General features: G+C 31.3%; 20 protein-coding genes. 5 read left to right on the plus strand and 15 right to left on the minus strand.

The window, feature by feature from the left end; genetic code table 11:
- Positions 1 to 65 precede the first annotated feature (65 nt).
- From L992_RS00985 to L992_RS01000, 4 genes are read left to right on the plus strand one after another with little or no spacing between them, the layout of a single operon-like run.
- Complete coding sequence (locus tag L992_RS00985; RefSeq protein ID WP_047381141.1) at positions 66 to 1,493, plus strand: NAD(P)/FAD-dependent oxidoreductase; 1,428 nt, start codon at positions 66 to 68, stop codon at positions 1,491 to 1,493.
- Positions 1,493 to 2,746 (plus strand): NAD(P)/FAD-dependent oxidoreductase, encoded by a 1,254-nt coding sequence (locus L992_RS00990; RefSeq protein ID WP_047381139.1) that lies wholly within the window; start codon positions 1,493 to 1,495, stop codon positions 2,744 to 2,746. Before L992_RS00985 ends, L992_RS00990 begins: the two co-directional genes overlap by 1 nt.
- A gap of 1 nt (position 2,747) precedes the next feature.
- Positions 2,748 to 3,092: a DUF1667 domain-containing protein gene (locus L992_RS00995; RefSeq protein ID WP_047381138.1), complete on the plus strand. Its 345-nt coding sequence runs from the start codon at positions 2,748 to 2,750 to the stop codon at positions 3,090 to 3,092.
- Between the two features lie 53 nt (positions 3,093 to 3,145).
- The gene (locus L992_RS01000) at positions 3,146 to 3,886 is read left to right on the plus strand and encodes a tRNA1(Val) (adenine(37)-N6)-methyltransferase (protein ID WP_197053368.1); all 741 of its coding nucleotides are present in this window, start codon (positions 3,146 to 3,148) and stop codon (positions 3,884 to 3,886) included.
- 24 nt (positions 3,887 to 3,910) lie between these two features.
- Here L992_RS01000 and L992_RS01005 read toward each other — a convergent pair whose 3' ends face one another.
- The 14 genes from L992_RS01005 to L992_RS01070 all read right to left on the minus strand — a co-directional run bounded on the left by L992_RS01005 (position 3,911) and on the right by L992_RS01070 (position 18,893).
- Positions 3,911 to 4,366, minus strand: a complete 456-nt coding sequence (locus L992_RS01005; RefSeq protein WP_047381133.1) for a bifunctional precorrin-2 dehydrogenase/sirohydrochlorin ferrochelatase — start codon at positions 4,364 to 4,366, stop codon at positions 3,911 to 3,913.
- Positions 4,356 to 5,663: a glutamate-1-semialdehyde 2,1-aminomutase gene (gene hemL, locus L992_RS01010; protein ID WP_047393961.1), complete on the minus strand. Its 1,308-nt coding sequence runs from the start codon at positions 5,661 to 5,663 to the stop codon at positions 4,356 to 4,358. The genes L992_RS01005 and hemL overlap by 11 nt, the downstream gene beginning before the upstream one ends.
- Position 5,664: 1 nt before the next feature.
- On the minus strand, positions 5,665 to 6,636 hold the full coding sequence (gene hemB / locus L992_RS01015; protein ID WP_047393962.1) for a porphobilinogen synthase: 972 nt from the start codon (positions 6,634 to 6,636) through the stop codon (positions 5,665 to 5,667).
- Between the two features lies 1 nt (position 6,637).
- Positions 6,638 to 8,116 (minus strand): uroporphyrinogen-III C-methyltransferase, encoded by a 1,479-nt coding sequence (gene cobA, locus L992_RS01020; RefSeq protein ID WP_047393963.1) that lies wholly within the window; start codon positions 8,114 to 8,116, stop codon positions 6,638 to 6,640.
- On the minus strand, positions 8,109 to 9,008 hold the full coding sequence (hemC, locus tag L992_RS01025; protein ID WP_047393964.1) for a hydroxymethylbilane synthase: 900 nt from the start codon (positions 9,006 to 9,008) through the stop codon (positions 8,109 to 8,111). The genes cobA and hemC overlap by 8 nt, the downstream gene beginning before the upstream one ends.
- Entirely contained in the window at positions 9,008 to 10,003 is a 996-nt protein-coding gene (gene hemA / locus L992_RS01030) for a glutamyl-tRNA reductase (RefSeq protein WP_047393967.1), read from the minus strand. Before hemA ends, hemC begins: the two co-directional genes overlap by 1 nt.
- Before the next feature lie 193 nt (positions 10,004 to 10,196).
- Positions 10,197 to 11,114, minus strand: a complete 918-nt coding sequence (locus L992_RS01035; protein ID WP_047381122.1) for a hypothetical protein — start codon at positions 11,112 to 11,114, stop codon at positions 10,197 to 10,199.
- On the minus strand, positions 11,114 to 12,148 hold the full coding sequence (locus tag L992_RS01040) for a rod shape-determining protein (protein WP_369797055.1): 1,035 nt from the start codon (positions 12,146 to 12,148) through the stop codon (positions 11,114 to 11,116). The genes L992_RS01035 and L992_RS01040 overlap by 1 nt, the downstream gene beginning before the upstream one ends.
- A gap of 16 nt (positions 12,149 to 12,164) precedes the next feature.
- Positions 12,165 to 12,536 (minus strand): Mini-ribonuclease 3, encoded by a 372-nt coding sequence (locus tag L992_RS01045; RefSeq protein WP_047381120.1) that lies wholly within the window; start codon positions 12,534 to 12,536, stop codon positions 12,165 to 12,167.
- Positions 12,524 to 13,948 carry a cysteine--tRNA ligase gene (gene cysS, locus L992_RS01050; protein WP_047381117.1) on the minus strand — a complete coding sequence of 475 codons (1,425 nt, stop codon included), beginning with the start codon at positions 13,946 to 13,948 and terminating at the stop codon, positions 12,524 to 12,526. The genes L992_RS01045 and cysS overlap by 13 nt, the downstream gene beginning before the upstream one ends.
- A 12-nt stretch (positions 13,949 to 13,960) precedes the next feature.
- Positions 13,961 to 15,031, minus strand: coding sequence for a hypothetical protein (locus tag L992_RS01055; protein ID WP_047381115.1), 1,071 nt, complete (start codon positions 15,029 to 15,031; stop codon positions 13,961 to 13,963).
- A gap of 21 nt (positions 15,032 to 15,052) precedes the next feature.
- Positions 15,053 to 15,877, minus strand: coding sequence for a nitrilase-related carbon-nitrogen hydrolase (locus tag L992_RS01060; RefSeq protein WP_047381113.1), 825 nt, complete (start codon positions 15,875 to 15,877; stop codon positions 15,053 to 15,055).
- A 17-nt stretch (positions 15,878 to 15,894) separates the two neighbouring features.
- Complete coding sequence (gene ispD / locus L992_RS01065; RefSeq protein WP_047381112.1) at positions 15,895 to 16,578, minus strand: 2-C-methyl-D-erythritol 4-phosphate cytidylyltransferase; 684 nt, start codon at positions 16,576 to 16,578, stop codon at positions 15,895 to 15,897.
- Complete coding sequence (locus tag L992_RS01070; RefSeq protein ID WP_047381110.1) at positions 16,554 to 18,893, minus strand: endonuclease MutS2; 2,340 nt, start codon at positions 18,891 to 18,893, stop codon at positions 16,554 to 16,556. Before L992_RS01070 ends, ispD begins: the two co-directional genes overlap by 25 nt.
- A 159-nt stretch (positions 18,894 to 19,052) precedes the next feature.
- On the opposite strand from L992_RS01070, the gene rpmB reads away from it, so the two are divergent.
- Positions 19,053 to 19,310, plus strand: a complete 258-nt coding sequence (gene rpmB / locus L992_RS01075; RefSeq protein WP_047381107.1) for a 50S ribosomal protein L28 — start codon at positions 19,053 to 19,055, stop codon at positions 19,308 to 19,310.
- A 122-nt stretch (positions 19,311 to 19,432) separates the two neighbouring features.
- On the opposite strand, the gene rpsR is transcribed toward rpmB, so the two are convergent.
- On the minus strand, positions 19,433 to 19,651 hold the full coding sequence (gene rpsR, locus L992_RS01080) for a 30S ribosomal protein S18 (RefSeq protein ID WP_023051045.1): 219 nt from the start codon (positions 19,649 to 19,651) through the stop codon (positions 19,433 to 19,435).
- Positions 19,652 to 19,671: the final 20 nt, after the last annotated feature.

Raw genomic sequence — 19,671 nt, forward strand, 5'->3', positions numbered from 1 at the left:
TTGGTAACGCAGTTACCACCTTTTTGTGCTCTCTTTTTTGCTATCAAAAACTAGGAGGGAATTTTATGTATGATATTTTAATCATTGGTGCTGGTATTGTTGGAACTGGTATCGCAAGAGAGCTTTCTAAGTATAAACTTAAAGTTGCAATTTTAGAAAAAGATACAGATGTATCTAATGAAACAACAAAAGCCAATAGTGCTATAGTACACGGTGGATACGATGCTAAAGAGGGATCACTTATGGCAAAATTAAATGTTTTAGGTAACTCTTTATATGAAGATTTGTGCAATGAGCTTTCTGTTCCATTCAAGCGTAACGGTTCGCTTGTTTTAGCATTCAATGAAGAAGAGGCAGAACATTTAAATGTTCTTTACAATAGAGGTATCATAAATAAAGTTCCTGGCCTAAGTATTATCACTCAAGAAAAACTAAGAGAATTAGAACCAAATGTGGATGATAAAGCTATTGCTGCTCTTCATTGTGCTTCAGCAGGAATCGTTTCTCCTTGGGAGTTTGCAGAAGCTCTTATAGATAATGCTGTTGAAAACGACGTAGATCTTTTCCTAAATACAACAGTTAAAAATATCGTAAAAAAGGATGAAGTTTTCGATGTTCACACTGATAGTGGAATATTCCACACTAAATATATTTTCAACTGTGCTGGTGTTCATGCAGATTTAATTCATAACATGATTGCTCCTGAATCATTTAAAATTCTACCAAGAAAAGGGGAATATTTTGTTCTTGATAAAAATCAAGGAAAAAGAGTTAATCAAACAGTTTTCCAATGTCCTTCAAAATTAGGAAAAGGTATTTTAGTTACTCCAACTGTTCACGGAAATCTTTTAGTTGGCCCTGATGCTCAAGATATAGATAATAGATATGATGTTTCAACTGCAACTGACAGACTTGAATATATTAAGTTCAAAGGTAGTCACTCTATTAAAGATATCAACTTTAGAGAAAATATAAGAACTTTTGCTGGAATAAGAGCTGAATCTGATAGAGGTGATTTTATAGTTGAAGAGTCTTCTGTAAAAGGTTTCTTTGATATCGCTGGTATAAAATCTCCAGGGCTTTCTGCTGCTCCTGCTATAACTCTAGCAGCGATAGAGCTATTAAAAAATTCAGGTGCTACTCTTTCACCAAAAGATAATTTTATAGCTCCAAGAAAACATACTCTTTTCATGCATCTTTCTGCAGAGGAAAAAGCTAAAAAAATAGCTGAGGATGATAGATTCGGAAGAATGATTTGCAGATGTGAAATGATTACAGAGGGTGAGATAGTTGAAGCTATACATAGACCAGTTAAAGCCACTACTATGGATGCTGTAAAAAGAAGATGTAGACCTGGATCTGGTAGATGTCAAGGCGGATTCTGTGGTCCTAGAGTCCAAGAGATTATAGCTAGAGAATTAAATAAAGATATTAAAGATGTTATCTTAGATAAAGCTAATTCATACATTCTAACAGAGGAGTTGAAGAAATAATGAGATATGATGTTGTTGTTATAGGTGGAGGTCCCGCTGGTCTTGCAGCTGCTAAGTCAGCTTATGAAAATGGCGCTAAAAATATTGTAATTCTAGAAAGAGATAAAGAGTTAGGTGGTATTTTACAACAATGTATTCATAATGGATTTGGTCTTCATAGATTCAAAGAGGAGTTAACTGGTCCTGAATACGCTCAAAAATATATTGAATTTGTTAAACAATACCCGATTGAAATAAAATTAGAAACTATGGTATTAAATATATCTAAAGAGAGAGTTATCTCTATGATTAACCCTATCGACGGTTACCAAGAGATTGAAGCTAGCTCTGTTATCCTAGCTATGGGATGTAGAGAGAGAACTAGAGGTGCAATAGCCATCCCTGGAGAAAGACCTTCCGGAATATTTACAGCTGGAGCTGCTCAAAGATACATAAATATGGAAGGATATATGGTTGGAAAAAAAGCAGTCATCCTTGGAAGTGGAGATATTGGACTTATTATGGCAAGACGTCTAACTTTAGAAGGAGCTAAAGTTGAGGCTGTTGTTGAACTTATGCCATTTTCTGGTGGACTAAACAGAAACATTGTTCAATGTCTTGATGATTTTGATATCCCTTTACTCCTATCTCATACAGTTATCGATGTTAAAGGAAAGGATAGATTAGAAAAAGTTGTTGTTGCTAAAGTAGATGAAAATAAAAAACCAATTCCTGGAACAGAGATTCATTACGACTGCGACACTTTACTTCTTTCTGTTGGATTGATTCCAGAAAACGACCTTTCAAAAGAAGCTGGAGTTATTCTAGACAATAGAACTAGCGGTCCTATTGTTAGTAACTCAATGGAAACAAGTATTCCTGGTGTATTTGCCTGTGGAAATGTTGTTCATGTTCATGATTTAGTTGACTTTGTAAGTGAAGAGGGTGAAAGAGCTGGAAAGTTCGCTGCATGTTACATTGCAGAAGAGAATTGTAAGATAGAGAATGTTTCAAATCTTAAAAATGGAGATGGAATTGTTTATACTGTTCCACAAGTTATTAATTTAGATAATCTACAAAACAAACTTGAAATTTTTATGAGAGTTAATAATGTCTATAAAAATAAAAAAATTGTGATTCGAGAGGGTGACAATGTAATTGCAAGTTTTAAAAGAGCTCATCTAGCTCCTGGAGAGATGGAAAAAGTTCTGTTACCAGAAGTTTTATTGAAGAGAATTTCTAAAGATATTATTATAGAGCTACAGGAGGCTTAAGATGAAAGAGATGATTTGTATTTTATGTCCTATGGGATGTCATTTAAATATAGATGTTGAAAATAACTACAAAGTTACTGGTAACTCTTGTCCTAAAGGAGAGGTTTATGGAAAAGAGGAGTTAATAGCTCCCAAAAGAGTTGTAACATCTATTGTCAGAGTTTATGGTGGAATCCACCATATGGTTCCTGTAAAAACGGATAAACCTATACCTAAAGAGTTGGTTTTTGATTGTATGGAACTCTTAAAAGATATAAAAATAGAGTCTCCTAAAAAGGTTGGAACTGTTGTTTTAGAAAATATCTTAGGAACTGGATCAAATATTGTTTTAACTAGAGATATATAGATTTTATTTTCCTACCTTTTTTGTTATAATAACTTTGGAGGTAGGAAATGATTATTAATGAAAACGAAGTTATAAATAACTTATTAAATAAAAATTTAAAGATTATTCAAAGACCTGATTTTTTTAATTTTTCTTTGGATTCTCTACTGATATCAAACTTCATCTCTTTAACTAGAGGAACTAAGAAAATTTTGGATTTAGGAACTGGAAATGGAGCTATACCTCTATTTCTTTCACAAAGAACAGATGCTAAAATTACTGGAATTGAAATACAAGACGTTTCAGCTGATTTAGCTTTAAGAAATGTTGAGCTAAACAATTTGAGCGAACAAATCTCTATTATCCATGACAATATGAAAAATTGGAACAGATATTTACAGCATGGTTCTCAAGATGTTGTAGTTACAAATCCACCTTTTTTCAAATTTCATGGCAATGAAAACCAGTTGAATGATCTTGATCAACTCACTCTTGCTAGACATGAGATTACTATAGATTTAGATGGATTGATTGAAGTTGCATCAAAACTTTTAAAAGATAAGGGCTATTTTGCTATGGTTCATAGACCTGACCGTTTTTTAGAGATTATTGATACAATGAGAAAATATGGAATTGCACCTAAAAGAGTTCAATTCTGTCATTCAAAAATTGATAAACCAGCTAAAATACTTCTAATTGAAGGAATTAGAAATGGAAAAGATGCTCTTAACATTTTACCTCCATTCATCTCTCATGATAATGATGGTAAATACTCCCAAGATGTTCTTTGCCTATTTGAAGACTTTAAAAAATAAAAAGACTAGGTAAACTAGTCTTTTTTACTTCACTCTATTTTTCAAATACTCTATTAACTCTTTTTTCAATTTTACAGATTCTCTTGGATTTCCTTTTGCTGAAACTGCAATTTGATACTCATTTGTATCTATATGTGCTGTAAATCTAGCTGACATATAAACCTTTGATGTTATATTATTTACTAAAATATTATTATCTTCACAAAGGTCTACTATCATCTCATTTAGATTTTCATCATCTGTTGCTGCTACAACTAAAAACTTATCTTTTATATCTTCAACTTTAAAAACTCTTTTTTCTGCTTCAATATCCAGTTCAACAATTTCAGGCAGAATATAAGGAGCTACAACAATAACTCTCGCACCATACTCTACCAAACTTTTAACCTTTCTTAAAGCTATATTTCCTCCACCTACAACTAAACACTCTTTATTTGTTAAATCTATAAATAAAGGAAAAAAAGACTTTCTACTTTCCATTAAGTTCACCAATTTTTTTAAATGCTAACTCTATAACTTCTAAAGTTTTATCCAAATCCTCTTTAGAGTGTTCTGTTGAAACAAAGTGGGCTTCATATTTTGAAGGTGGTGCTATAACTCCATTATCTAATAAAGTATTGAAATATACTGAATAATGCTCTGTATTAGAATCGATAACATGATTTAAAGCTGTCACTTCTTCTAAATTTGTAAAGAAAATCGTAAATAGAGAACCTAATCTGTTTATCTTAATAGGCACCTCATATTTCTCTCCTAACTCTTCAATTTTATCAGTTATATAAACTACTTTTTCTTCCAATTCCTTATAAAGAATCTCTTTATTTTTCATTAAATAGCTTACCATTTCAAATCCGGCTCTTACAGCTACCGGATTTCCTGATAAGGTTCCTGCATGATAAACTCTTCCTACAGGGGCAATCATATCCATAATCTCTTTTTTTCCACCAAAAGCACCTACAGGATATCCCCCTCCTATTATCTTTCCTAATGTTGTTATATCTGGAGTTATTCCATAGTACTCTTGTGCTCCACCAAGAGCTACTCTAAACCCTGATATTACTTCATCAAATATAAGAAGTGTTCCTGTCTCTGTACAAATATCTCTCATAGCTGTTAAAAACTCTTTCGAGCTATCTATCAATCCCATATTAGCTGGAACTGGCTCCATTATTAAAGCTGCAACCTCTTCACTTTCTAAAATTGCTCTTACTCCTTCAACATCACCAAACTTAGCAACTAAAGTATCTTTTAAAACACCCTCTGTTATTCCATTACTATCTTGGTATCCATCTGTTAAAAGTCCTGAACCCGAGCTCACTAAAAGTGAATCTGAATGCCCATGGTAACATCCTTCAAACTTCAGTATTTTATTTCTATTTGTGAAAGCTCTTGCGACTCTAACTGCAGCCATTGTAGCTTCTGTTCCCGAAGTAGTAAATCTGATCATATCCATAGATGGGTAACACTTACAAACTAACTCTGCTAACTCTACTTCCATCTTTGTTGGTAATCCAAACGAACTTCCAAGCTCAATAGCTTCTCTAACACCATTTAAAACTATCTCATTATTGTGTCCTAAAATTAACGGCCCCCATGAACAAATATAATCTATATATTCATTTCCATCCTCATCATATACTTTAGATCCTTTTCCTCTATTTACAAAAATAGGGTATGTTTTATCTACTGATTTAAAAGCTCTAACCGGACTATTCACTCCACCTGGAATAATCTTTACAGCTCTTTCATATATCTTTTCTGAATTACTGTATCTCATATTAAACTCCTCTTTTTAACCATTTTGCCACATCTTTAGCATGATATGTTATTATTATATCTGCTCCTGCTCTTCTCATTGCATACATATTTTCCATTACAACTTTCTCTTCATCTATCCAACCATTCTCTGCTGCAGCTTTAACCATCGAATATTCTCCACTCACATTATAAATAGCTACTGGATTATTTATTGCGTCTGCCACCCCTTTAACTACATCTAAATATGGCATTCCTGGTTTTACCATTATTATATCTGCACCTTCATCTAAATCATTTTGAACCTCAATCATATAGTCTTTAGAATTTCTGAAATCCATTTGATAACTTTTTCTATCTCCAAAAGATGGTGCTGAATCTGCAGCTTCTCTGAAAGGTCCATAATACGCTGAGGCGTATTTAACACTATAAGACATGATTGGTAAATTTATAAATCCATTTTCATCTAAAATTTCTCTTATTGCACCAATTCTTCCGTCCATCATATCTGAAGGAGCAACTATATCTGCTCCAGCCTTAGCATGTGATAGTGCCACTTTTTGAAGAAGTTTTAACGTTTCATCATTTAAAAGTTCTTCTCCTCTTAAAATTCCACAGTGCCCATGAGAAGTATACTCACAAAGACAAACATCTGTCACTATCAAAAATTCTGGATATTTAGATTTAATGAATCTTATAGCTTCTTGAACAACTCCTGTTTCATTGTATCCTTCACTACCAACTAAATCTTTTTTCTTCGGTATTCCGAAAAGAAGCAGTGATTTTATTCCTAACTCTTTTAGTTCTTTTAACTCCTCTTCTAATCTATCTATAGATATTCTAAACTGTCCTTTCATAGATGAAATTTCAACTTTTATATTCTCTCCCTCCTCTATAAACAAAGGATAGATCAGATTATCCAAAGAAAAATCTATATTTTTAACTAAATCTCTCATAGTTTGAGAAACTCTCAATCTTCTGTTTCTATTAAACATACTACTTTTCATCTCCTATTATAGATATAACACCATCTACATCAAAAACTTTTGCTTCTAAAGATACTTTATAACCTAACTCTAACATAGTCTTTGTTGTTACAGGACCTATCGATACAAGTTTTTTGCTATCTAAAAGCGATAAATCTCCCTCTATACTTTCATGGAAAGCCTCAACCGTCGATGAACTTAAAAATGTAATATACTCCACTTCATTTAGCATAGACTCCACTTTATCTTTTGAATGAATATTTTTTCCAGTTTTATAAACTACTAACTTATGAAACTCTCTATTGTAGTCTTCACTCCATTTCTCACACTTTGCTGGAGAGATATCTGAAGTTACAAATAAAACTTTATCTCCATCCTTCGTAAAATTAACAACCTCTTTTGCTAACTCTGTACCCATATATTTTTCTGGTATAAAATCAGGTATTATTTTATACTCCCTTAATAGTTCATCTGTTTTAGCTCCAACCACACCAATTTTCAAATGCCCTAATGATCTAATATCTTTTACATTTTCCATAAAGTATTTAACTCCATTTGGTGAGTTAAACAAAATTGCACTATACTCTTTCAACTCTCTTTCATCAAAAGATTCTGCACTCTCAATATTTATAAAAGGTAACTCTCTTACTGTAGCTCCCTTAACTCTTAATTTCTCAGAAAACTCTGTAGCTTGTTTTTCATCTCTTGTCACTAAAACTTTCTTTCCTGAAAGTGATTGATTTTCAAACCACTTAAATGTTTCTCTCATATTAACAACATCACCAATTATAGTTATTGCAGGCGGAACAATTTTTTCCTCTTTAGCTTTTTCTACTATATCTTTTAAAGTTCCAACTGTAACTCTTTGGTTCTCACTCGTTCCTTTTTCTATAACTGCCACTGGTGTATCTGGATTTTTACCATTACTTATTAAATCTCCTGTGATTAAATCTAAATTTTTAATTCCCATTAAAAATACAAGAGTTCCATCTAATTTTGCTATTGTCGAAAAGTCATGCCACTCGCCATTTTCCATTGTATGACCTGTGAATACATGGAATGACCTTGCTAGTCCTCTATGAGTCACAGGGATTCCTGCATATTCAGGTACAGCTATTGATGAACTTATTCCTGGAACAATTTCAAATGGAATAGAGTGTTTTACTATCTCCTCTATCTCCTCTCCACCTCTACCAAAAACAAAAGGATCTCCACCCTTAACTCTCGCTACCACTTTACCCTCTAAAGCTTTTGAAGCCAAAGTCTTATTTATTTCATCTTGGATTACTCCACCTTCCGTATTTCCTTTTCCTAAATAGATCATCTCTGCTGATGGCTTAGCTAATTTTAAAACCTTTGGATCTATCAATCTATCATAAACTACACAATCTGCTTCCTCTATACATCTTTTTCCTTTTAGTGTCAATAAATCTATATTTCCGCAGCCTGCACCTATTATGTATACTTTCCCCATTTTTTTATTAACCATTTATTTTCTCCCTTATTTTCGCAGCTAATTTATGAGCAATCTCTTTACCTAAAACTCTCTCCTCTAAAACTTCAGCTTTATACATTATATCCTCATGGCAGTAAACACCTTTTAAAGATATTTTATCTCCAACTCTTTCTCCCGAACACCCCATTGGAGTATGGCACCCTCCATCGAAAATCTTTGAGAACTCTCTTTCTATATCTACAATCTCCTCTATTTCAGGATTATGAATACTCTTTAAAATAGATCTTATATATTCATCATTTTCTCTACACTGAATGTGTAAAGCTCCTTGAGCTGGTGCCGGCATCATTAGTTCACAATCTAACTCTTCAGTTATTCTATCTTTTAGTCCAACTCTTTTAAGTCCTGCCGCTGCTAAAAGGATAGCATCATATTGTCCCTCATCAAGTTTTTTTAATCTTGTGTGTATATTTCCTCTCAATTGCTTTATCTCTAAATCTGGTCTTAGAGTTTTCAATCCCATAGTTCTTCTTAAAGAACTTGTACCTACTATCGCTCCAATTGGTAACTCCAATAATTTTTTTCCAGTTCTAGATACAATTACATCCCTATTATCTTCTCTGTCTGGTGTAGCTCCACATATTAATCCTGATGGTGATATTATCGGCATATCCTTCATTGAATGTACAGCTATATCTACTGTCCCATCTAACAATTCATGCTCGATCTCTTTTGTAAAGAAACTTTTAAGTGATTTATCACTGTTGTTCCAGTTACTTACTAAATCCTTATCCCCACTCGTCACAATTACCTTTATCTCAAACTTTAGCTCTGGATAATTATTTTGTAATCTTCCTTTTATCATTTCACTTTGAGCTAACGCCAATATACTTCCTCTACTTCCAATTACGATTTTCTCTTTCATTATGCAATCCCTTCTTTGTATTCAAACCATTTTTTTAAGTTTATCATCTGTTCACTAAGCATATATTCATATTTAGTTAATAAATTCTCTCTATTTTCTAAATTTTCATAATAAACTCCCCAAACATCATCTATATTGTATAAATTTATATTTCCTAAATCATTTAATTCCTCTTCAATATCCCTTGGAACCGCTAAATCTAAAAATATATACTCTTTATCCTCACTTAAAAGTGGAAGTATTTCCTCTTTCTTTATAATGGCATGAGGTGCTGATGTTGCAGATATTATTATATCACTTTTTGCTACCTCTTCTAATTTATTTTCAAAACTAATAACATCCGCATTGTATATATTACTCACTTCTAAAGCTTTATGATAACTTCTATTTGTAATTGTTAGACTACTATACTCCTCTTTTGTTATAAGTTCCATTATATCTCTTGCTAAATCTCCGACTCCTAATATCAAAATCTTTTTATCTTTTAAGTCGGTAACTTTATTTTTTATAAACTTCAATGATATCGCTTCTAAAGATAGTGCATTATGGCATATCTTACTTTTATTTCTAAATTTCTTTCCAAGTTCAATAGCTTTATTAAAAATCACATTTATATTCGAACTCGAGATTTTATTTTCCATACTTGTAAGTTGAGCTTTCTTTATCTGAGCTAGAATTTGGTCCTCACCTTTTATCACAGATTCAAATCCGCAGGTAACTCTAAACAGATAATTTACAGCTTCATGTCCCTGTTTTATAAAGATATCTTCTAGACCAACATCTTTTCTAAACTTTTCTAATGAGTAGTTTTTATCTAAATGAAGATAATATTCTACTCTTAAGCAGGTAGACAGGTTTACATATCCCACAATCTTCCCATCCTTGAACAATCGTTCAACTAAAGATGTCGGATCATTTTGTATAAAGTTTTCTCTTTGGCATAAATCTAAACTTTGATGTGTTATACCAAAAACAATAAAATTTTTAAAATACATCTAGATTCCTTCTCTCCATGATTTATTAATTACATATATATTATAATACTTTTTTTAAATTATTTTAAGCCTATTTTCGAAAAAATCATATTATTTTTGAATGAAAAATATGTAAACCATCAATAAGTATTATAACAAGTATGCACGATACATAAATAATATAAATGAAAGAGAGTGATTTCTAATCACTCTCTTAAATGTTTGTATAAAATATTGTCAGCAGATTTTTTAAATTTATAGAGCTTTTTGCCATATTTTTTAATTCTAATAATTTTTCTAAATTTTTATTTCTATTTCCAACTAAAGATAAAGTGTAAGTTAAAACATCTCTTATTAACTCTCTGTCATTTGTACTTAATAAAATCTCATCTATAAAATATAGCTTATCTACTAAAGTTAGATACTCTTTTGTATTTATAAAATCTCTTATCGATTTATACATTTCAACTTTATAATAAAATTCATCTGTATCTATATAATTTTTTATATTACTTCCTATTTTTTCAAACGAACACCCTTCTTTCAAATCTATTGAAGTTGAATTTTTATAAAAATCAAGCTCTTTTGATTTTCCTAAAAAGAAATTATATTCATCTTCCTCTACTCCAATCTCTAAATAAGTTTCACGAATAAAATTTACTAGAATCGATCTCGATTTTATAGTTGGTAATATGTTTAAACCAGATGACATCAATATAAAGAAACTTCCTGAATTTGGTTCCTCTATAAGTTTTAATAAAGCATTCGCTGATTCTTTTCTTAACTTTTCAATATCTCTAATAAGATATATTCTTCTTTTTCCTTCGTATGAAGTCGTAGAATCTTTATATGCAAGCTCTCTTATTTTTTCGATTTTAATTCCTGTTATATCGTCTAAAACCTCTAAATCACCATGAGTTTCACTCTCTATTCTGATACAACTCTCACATACTCCACAAAAGTCATCTATATAATTACTGCAATTTAAGCTCTTTGCAAAAGCTTTTGCAAACTTTTTTAAAAGCTCTCTATCAGCACCATAAAATAGATACGTTCCTGCCTCTCTACCAAAATTAAGTTCTTTTTGAAGAAAATCGATAGCTTTTTTATTTGAGCTAAAATCTTTAAACATTATCTTTCGGCCTTCTCGATTTTTCTCAATACAGAGATTTGATCTAATGCCATTCCTGCACCTTTTACAACACTTTCTAATGGTGAGTCTGCTAATCTTACATTCAATGATGTGTGTTTAGATATAAGCTCAGGGAAGTTTCTAATTAGAGAGCCTCCTCCTGCCATAACTATTCCTCTATCAATTATATCAGCAGCTAACTCTGGTGGAGTTTTCTCTAATACATCTTTTACACATGTTACAATCTCCATTAAAGAATCCATTATAGCTTCTCTAATCTCCTCTGAACCAACTGTAACTGACTTAGGAAGACCTGTTATTAAATCTCTTCCTTTTATTGTCATAGTTTCCTCTTCAGCTAAAGGAATAGCTGTTCCTATTTGCATTTTTATACTTTCAGCTGTTTTATCTCCAATTAATAAAGTATGAGTCTTCTTAATATATTTTATTATATCCATATCAAAATTATTTCCAGCTGTTCTAATTGTTTTACTTACAACTGTTCCACCTAATGAGATTACAGCCACGTCTGTAGATCCCCCTCCGATATCAACAATCATATTTCCTTCTGGTGCTGATATATCAATTCCAGAACCTAAAGCTGCTGCTCTTGCTTCCTCTATTAAGTAAGCCTTCTTAGCTCCTGCTGATAAAGTAGCTTCTAAAACCGCTCTTTTCTCTACTCCTGTAACATCAATCGGTACACAAATCATAACTTCTGGCATGAATAGAGAGTATTTTCCAAATACTTTTTTTATAAAATATTTTATCATTGCTTCTGTTATATCATAATCAGCAATAACTCCTTCGCTTAAAGGTTTTACTGCAACTATTGAGTCTGGTGTTTTTCCTAGCATATCTTTAGCTTCATTTCCAACAGCTAGAACTTTTCTGCTTTCTCTTTCTACTGCAACAACAGATGGTTCATTTAATATTATTTTTCCATGTTTTTTACTATATACTAATGTATTTGCTGTTCCTAAATCTATTCCTATACTTCTGCTAAATCCAGGTAGTTTCAATTTGAATCCCACTTAATATCACTTCTCCTTAATCTAAGTTTTTTTCAACTATTTTTTTTATCTCTTCAAATTTTCCTTCGGCATACAAAGCACCAATTAGAGCTTCGAATGCTGTAGCCTCTTTATACTCCATGACAGTACATGACTTAGGGAATGTTTTTATATTACTATTTTTAGCTCTATTTACAAGTCCTAACTTCTCTTCATCTAAGTCATCAATTATATTTTTCAAATATTTGCTTTGAACTTGTGCATTTACGTGTTCTTTAACAAGTCTATTTAGATTTTTTATATTATAACCTTTATTTATAAAATATGTTCTTATAGAAAGTTCCCATACAGAGTCACCTAAATATGCTAAAACTAATCCATTTGCTTCACGCACATTTAAATTGACCATGTTGTTTTTTCCTTTCCGTCTTTTATTTTTATTCCCATCTCTAAAAGTCTATCTCTTACTTTATCTGAGAAAGTCCAATCTTTATTGTCTCTAGCTTCTCTTCTTAATTCTAATAAGAACTCTATCAATTCAGTTGTCATATTTCCTACTTGAACCTCTACTTTTAGTAAAACTCCAAACACATTTTCCATTACATCTCTTATATATTCAACTGTTGCTTCAATAGCTTCAAATCCAGCTTTTGATATTTTCTCCTCTTCAGCAGCTTTATTTAACTCTTTTACAAGTTCAAATATAGCTCCGATTCCACCCGCTGTATTGAAGTCCTCGTCCATACATTTTACAAATTTATCTTTTGATATTTCCAACATTTGAGCTAGTTCTGTTAAATCAGAACCACCATCAACTGGCTTAGATGTTAACTTCTCTTTTCCTCTAGTTACAGCATTCTCTATTCTCTCTAATCCTGCTTTGCTTTGAATTAATTCATTATCAGAGAAATCAATCGGTTTTCTATAATGAGAACTCAGAATAAAGAATCTAACAACTCTTCCTTCGAATTGCTCTAAAACCTCTCTTAAAAGGAAGAAGTTTCCTAGAGATTTTGACATTTTTTCACCTTTTACATTTATGTAACCATTGTGTATCCAGTATCTAGCAAACTCTCCACCTGTTCCACATTTTGATTGAGCTATTTCGTTCTCATGGTGAGGGAATATAAGATCTTGTCCTCCTCCATGGATATCAAACGTTGGTCCTAAGTATTTGTTAGACATTGCTGAACACTCTATATGCCAACCTGGTCTACCTTTCCCCCAAGGCGAGTTCCAGAACGGTTCTCCCTCTTTTGCAGCTTTCCAAAGAGCAAAATCTAATGGAGCTTTCTTTATCTCAGATACATCTATTCTTGCACCACTTTGTAAGTCATCTATACTTTGTCCAGATAACTCTCCATACTCGCTCTTATAGCTATTTACATCAAAGTATACATCTCCTTGAGATTCATATGCGTATCCTTTTTGGATTAAAGTTTTTATGATTTTTATCATATCACCGATATGCTCTGTAGCTTTTGGTCTAATCATTCCCTCTTCTTTTAAATTAACTTTTGCTGTATCCTCAAAATAAGCATCGATATATTTTTTAGCTACATCCTCAAGAGTTATTCCTTCTTCGTTAGCTCTTTTTATCATTTTATCATCAACATCAGTAAAGTTTTGAACGTACTTTACTTTATATCCTCTAAATTCAAAATATCTTCTAACCGTATCAAAGAATATTGCTGGTCTTGCATTTCCTATGTGAATATAGTTATAAACTGTAGGACCACAAACATACATCGATACCTCTCCCTCTTTTAGAGGTTTAAATATTTCTAGTTCGCCTTTAAGCGTGTTATATATTTTTATCATCTTTTTAGCCTCCTATTTAACTGCCTTTAATAGATTAAGAGTTGTTTCTTCATCTAAAGTTGTACTTATTTTTAATCTATTATCCTGTGCTAATCCTTTCAACTCAACTTTCCCTATCTCTTTATCTTTGATCTTAATATCTAGATAACTATAAATAAACTGCTTCGAAGAGATATTTACATCAATAAGATTTTCTTTTGGTAAACTCTCCAATCTCTTATCATCTTTAGGAACATTTATATTTACTTTTGAAGCAACACCATCTATAAAACTATTTCTGAAGAAATAGTTTAAGAAAAATAAAAATGATCTTAACTCTGCATCTCTTGAACTTCTTAAGTATAACTTATTTTTTTCAACAACTCTGTCACCTGATAAATTATCGTCTTCAATTCCATTAAAACTCTTTATAATATCATTTTTTCCACCAATATTAGCAGTTAATATTACTTCGTTTTTTAAATTTACATCTCCTGTTAAAACAAGTTCATCAAATCCTCCTAAAGGATTTTTTCCAAGATTTAAAATTAACATTCCTAAGTTATTGTTATTTTCTCTATCCAATATCTTTATTATATTTTGATTAAAATATCTTTCACTTTTTAATGCTTTCTCTATATCCTTTTCTCTTGTTGCAACTAAGAAATTTCCCTTTTCTATTTTTAAATAAAGTCTCTCTCCATTGAAATATTTCTTTTTATACTCCTCTTTTAATAGATACATATCATCTGCTTTATCAAAATATGTTTCTACTCTAAATTTCATCAAAGGATAAAGATATCCAAAGTCAACTATTCCAACAGCCGTTTTTTTATCAGATATAAAACTACTATCCGACAATATGTAAAGTCCTTTTATATATTTTAATCCCTCTTTCATACTATCGTCAACATTAAAATCAGCTTTATTTAAAAGTTCTATTAGATTTTCAAAATCTTTATGGTTTATATCCTCATTTACATAAGCTAAGTTTATTCTATCGCTTAAATAAACCCTTGGATTTTCTTTTGTAGCATAAAAAATTCCTGCTAAAATAGATAATCCACAAAAGATACTCAGTGTTACTTTTAAAGTTCTATTCATCGGTACTCCCTTTCAATAAATCTATCTACTTTTTTTAATTCTTTTTAATTCACTTAGTACTAAATCTATTTTTTCATTTTTACTCGATCCCGATGCAAATCTAACCTTTGCTACTTCTCTTTTATTTATTAAGATATTAGCTCCATCCTCATTAAAATACTCTAATCTTTTTATTGTATCACCCGATGGATTTATCGCTAAACTTCCTCCCCAGAAGTTAACTCCATCCTCTACTCCAACTCTATTTACCATTAAAGTGAAACACGCGTTACTTACAGATGTTGTTTTACAAATCGATTCCCAAAGATTTCCAATCTCTAGTCCTTTATTTGTAAATCTTGTTGGACTGTTTGCTATAACAAAAATGGTATGTGCTCCATCTTGACCTAAAATATACGAACTACTTTGATGGAATATATCTTCGCATATTAACATCCCTACTCTTCCAAACTTTGTATTAAAAGCTCTTATGCTATCTCCCTCTCTAAAATATCTTCCCTCATCAAAAAGACCATAAGTTGGTAGATAAACCTTTCTGTGTTTATGCTTTAGTTCTCCATCTTCTAAGTAAAATGCTGTGTTATAGTGATATAAATCTTCTCCTAATTCAACCGCTCCAAATATTATAGAGATTTTCTTAGATAGTTCTATTAGTATCTCAGGTATCTTCTCTATAGCTACATCATATACCATTTCTTCTAATAAATACCCTGTTAAAGATAGCTCTGGAAACACCACTAACTCTGTTCCTTTTTCTATCTCTCTTTCTATCACCTCTACCATTTTACTTAAATTTTTCTCTGTATTCCCCAACATTGGTTTTATTTGAGCCAAAAATACGTTCATCTATCTCTCCTTATCATTTAAAGAAATTTTAAATCCTCTACCGTTGTAATTTTTATATTATCGTAATCTCCTATAATAACTTTTATCTCTTTACCTAATCTCTCCACTAAAGATGAGTCATCCGTTCCTAAAAAGTTATCGTGTCTAGCTTTGTTATAAGCCTCCTTCAATACTTTACCTCTGAAAATTTGTGGTGTATGAACTGCTATATATTGCTCTCTTTTTGGAGTTTCTACAACAACTCCACTTAAATCTACTCTTTTAATAGTATCTTTTAATGGCACTCCCACAACAACTCCAGATAATTCTATATCCTTATCTAAAATCTCTAAACTTTCAGAAAAATATCTCTCTTTTAAAAATGGTCTAACTCCATCCTGTACAGCTATTATACTATTATCTTCACAATATTCCAACGCATTTTCTATAGAATATTGTCTTTCTTTTCCACCTGCTACCACTTTTCTAACTTTTGAAATTTTATATTCTTCACAAGCTTTACTCACAAATTCTATAGAGTCTTCTCCTGTTACAATTACTATATCTTCTATTAAATCACTTTTTTGAGCTACTTCTAAAGCAATAATAAAAAGTGGTTTTCCATCTATCTCTAAAAATTGCTTAGGATACCCTAAATTCATTCTCTTTCCTACTCCTGCTGCTGCAAGAATCAAAGTTATTTTAGAGTCACCACAGTACATCCTATTCCTCCTTCGTTATGTCCTCCAGCTCTGAAGTTTTTAACGTATCTAGATGTTTTTAAGAACTCCATAATTCCGTTTCTTAAAGCTCCTGTTCCTTTACCATGAATTACATATATCTCTGTATATCCATTCATTAATGCTCTATCCATATAAGTTTCTAGCTCATAAATTCCTTCGTCTACAAGTTTTCCTCTTAAATCAACCTCATTTTTTACCTTAGTTTTTGTATGTGCATTTATTGGTCTATACTCTTTTTTCTTTGGTTCAACAACAACTTTAACATCATCCATCGAAACCTCTAATTTTAAAATTCCCGCTTGAATATTAAGTGTTTCTTTATTTAAGTTAATCTTGTTAACTATAGCGTATTGATTTAAACTGTTTACAAATACTCTTTCTCCAACTTTATAATCAATTTTTCTTGCAACCTTTGGTTTTACCTCAACATTCTCACTCTTCTCTTCTTGTAAAGATGTTCTAAGCATATTAAGTTTCTTTTGAACCTCTTTCATATCCTCTTTCGTCTTATCTTCTTTTTGAATTTTATTAACTAGAGCTGCTGCTTTATTTTGCATATCTCTCATCATAGATTCTGCTTTTTCATAAGCCTCTTTTAGGATTTGATTCTTCTCTTTTTCTAAAACTCTTAATTTTTCTTCGTATTCCTCTTTATCTTTTTGAGCTTGAGCCTTTAGTGCGTCAACTTCAATCTGTTTAGCCTCTAACTCTAATGATTTATCCTTGATATTAGAAATCATTTTTTCTACTTTTTTATCCTCATCACTTATATAGCTCTTCGCCTTTTCTATAATAACTTCAGATACTCCAAGTCTTCTAGCTATTGTTAAAGCATTACTCTCTCCGGGTACTCCTATTAACAGTTTGTATGTTGGCGATAACGTCTCTACATTGAATTCCATCGATGCTGTTTCTATATCAATCTCGTTATAACCATAAGCTTTTACTTCACTATAGTGAGTTGTTATCATCGACTTACATTTTTTATCTTTTAGATAATCAATTACAGCCATTGCAAAAGCTGATCCTTCCATCGGATCAGTTCCAGAACCTAACTCATCTAATAAAACTAAAGACGCTTTTGTTACAGAGTTTAGTATATCTTGAATATTCTTCAAATGAGCCGAGAATGATGATAGTGATTGCTCAATACTTTGCTCATCACCTATATCAGCATAAACTCCTCCAAAGAAACCAATACTTGTTTTTTCATCAGCTGGAATTGGTATCCCTGCTAATGTCATAAGAGTTAATAATCCAGCTGTTTTTAAAGCAACTGTTTTTCCTCCTGTATTTGGTCCTGTTATTAAAAGAGTATTATACTCTCTTCCTATTTCAAATGTTAAAGGCACAACTATATTTTGATTTATAAATGGATGTCTAGCCTTCACTAAAGATACCATCTCTTTATTATTTACCTCTGGAATACTACACTTTTTTTCTACTCCATACTGAGATTTTGCGTTCAGTATATCTAAGTACATTATTGCAGCTCCAATCTCATTTATAACTGCAGTGTTTAATCTCACTTGATCTGTTAATCTTAAAAGAATTTTTCTAATCTCTTCTCTCTCTCTAACTTCTAACTCTCTCATTTTATTATTTAACGAGACAATCGATATAGGCTCTATAAAGACAGTTGACCCACTAGATGATCTATCATGTTCAATTCCTTTTATAAGCCCCTTAAAATCAGTTTTAACAGGTATTACGCTTCTTCCATCTCTTGTTGTTATAATCTTTTCTTGGATTGCTTTTGCAAAGTTTGGATTTGTAAATAAATCTTCAAACTTTCTTTTTATATTTGTTACCATATTCTTTTTTTGGAATCTTAACTCTCTCAATTCGATTGATGCATCATCCTTTATATTTCTCTCTGGATCAATCGCTTTATTTATAAGATCTTCAAAATTTTTCAAAGTCGGAATAGAAACAAATCTTGCTCTAAGATTTTTATATTTTTCTAAAGTTTCTAATCTTCCCTTGAATATTCTGAAAATTCTTAAATTTATATTTAATGACCACAAATCTTCTGGCTCTAAATACATTCCTACTAATTGAGATTTTCTTGTTATATTTCTAACGTCTTTCATTCCTGCAGGATCAAAGCCACCATCAAACTTTAAAAAATCCATAAAATCATTAACGATATCCAACTCTTTTCTCAATGAATTTATATCTTTAAACGGTTCTAACTCTAAAATTTTCTCTTGATTTTCTTCAATTGTTACATATTGAGTCAGTTCTTCCCTCAATTTACTGAATTCTAATACTTTATAGCTATGAATATTCATTCTACATATCACCTTTTCTATATATATTTTACTCAAATATTATAGCATATTTAATACTTTTTATAAACTATTCCAAATAATTTAAAAAATACCTTGATATTTTCTTTCGATAATGGTATAATTATTTGCATGTTTATAACGAAAGAGAGGTGTAATAGAATGCAAAGATGTGAAATTACTGGAAAAGGAATAACTTTCGGAAATCAAATTTCTCACTCACACAGAGTAACTGGAAGAATTTGGAGACCAAACTTACAAACAACTAAGATCGTTATCAACGGTGTTACTGTTAAAGTTAAAGTTTGTACTAAAACTTTAAAATCTCTAAAGGCTGCTAACGAAGTTGAAGTTATGCAAATCCTTAAAGCAAATGCTAATACTCTAAGCGCTAGACTTAGAAAAATATTAAGCAAATAATGCTTATAAAAAAAGACAGCTTTAAACAACAAAGCCTGTCTTTTTTTTATTTTTTGGTTCAAATATAATTTTATAAGAAATAGAAAAAGAGACTGAAGATAAAATCCTCAGTCTCATTATTTTTACTTCTCTACTCTTGTGTATGGAATAAGAGCGATGTTTCTAGCTCTCTTAACAGCCTTAGCTATCTTTCTTTGTAACTTAGCGTTAGCTCCAGTTACTCTAGAAGGATTGATTCTACCTTTATCAGATACGAATCTCTTTAATAAATCAACATTTTTATAATCGATTTCTTCAGCTTTAACTCTTAATTTAGCTCTTCTTCTTCTGAATTCTGCCATTCTAATAACCTCCTTATTTG

The sequence above is a fragment of the Cetobacterium sp. ZOR0034 genome (assembly GCF_000799075.1).
Lineage (GTDB): Bacteria > Fusobacteriota > Fusobacteriia > Fusobacteriales > Fusobacteriaceae > Cetobacterium_A.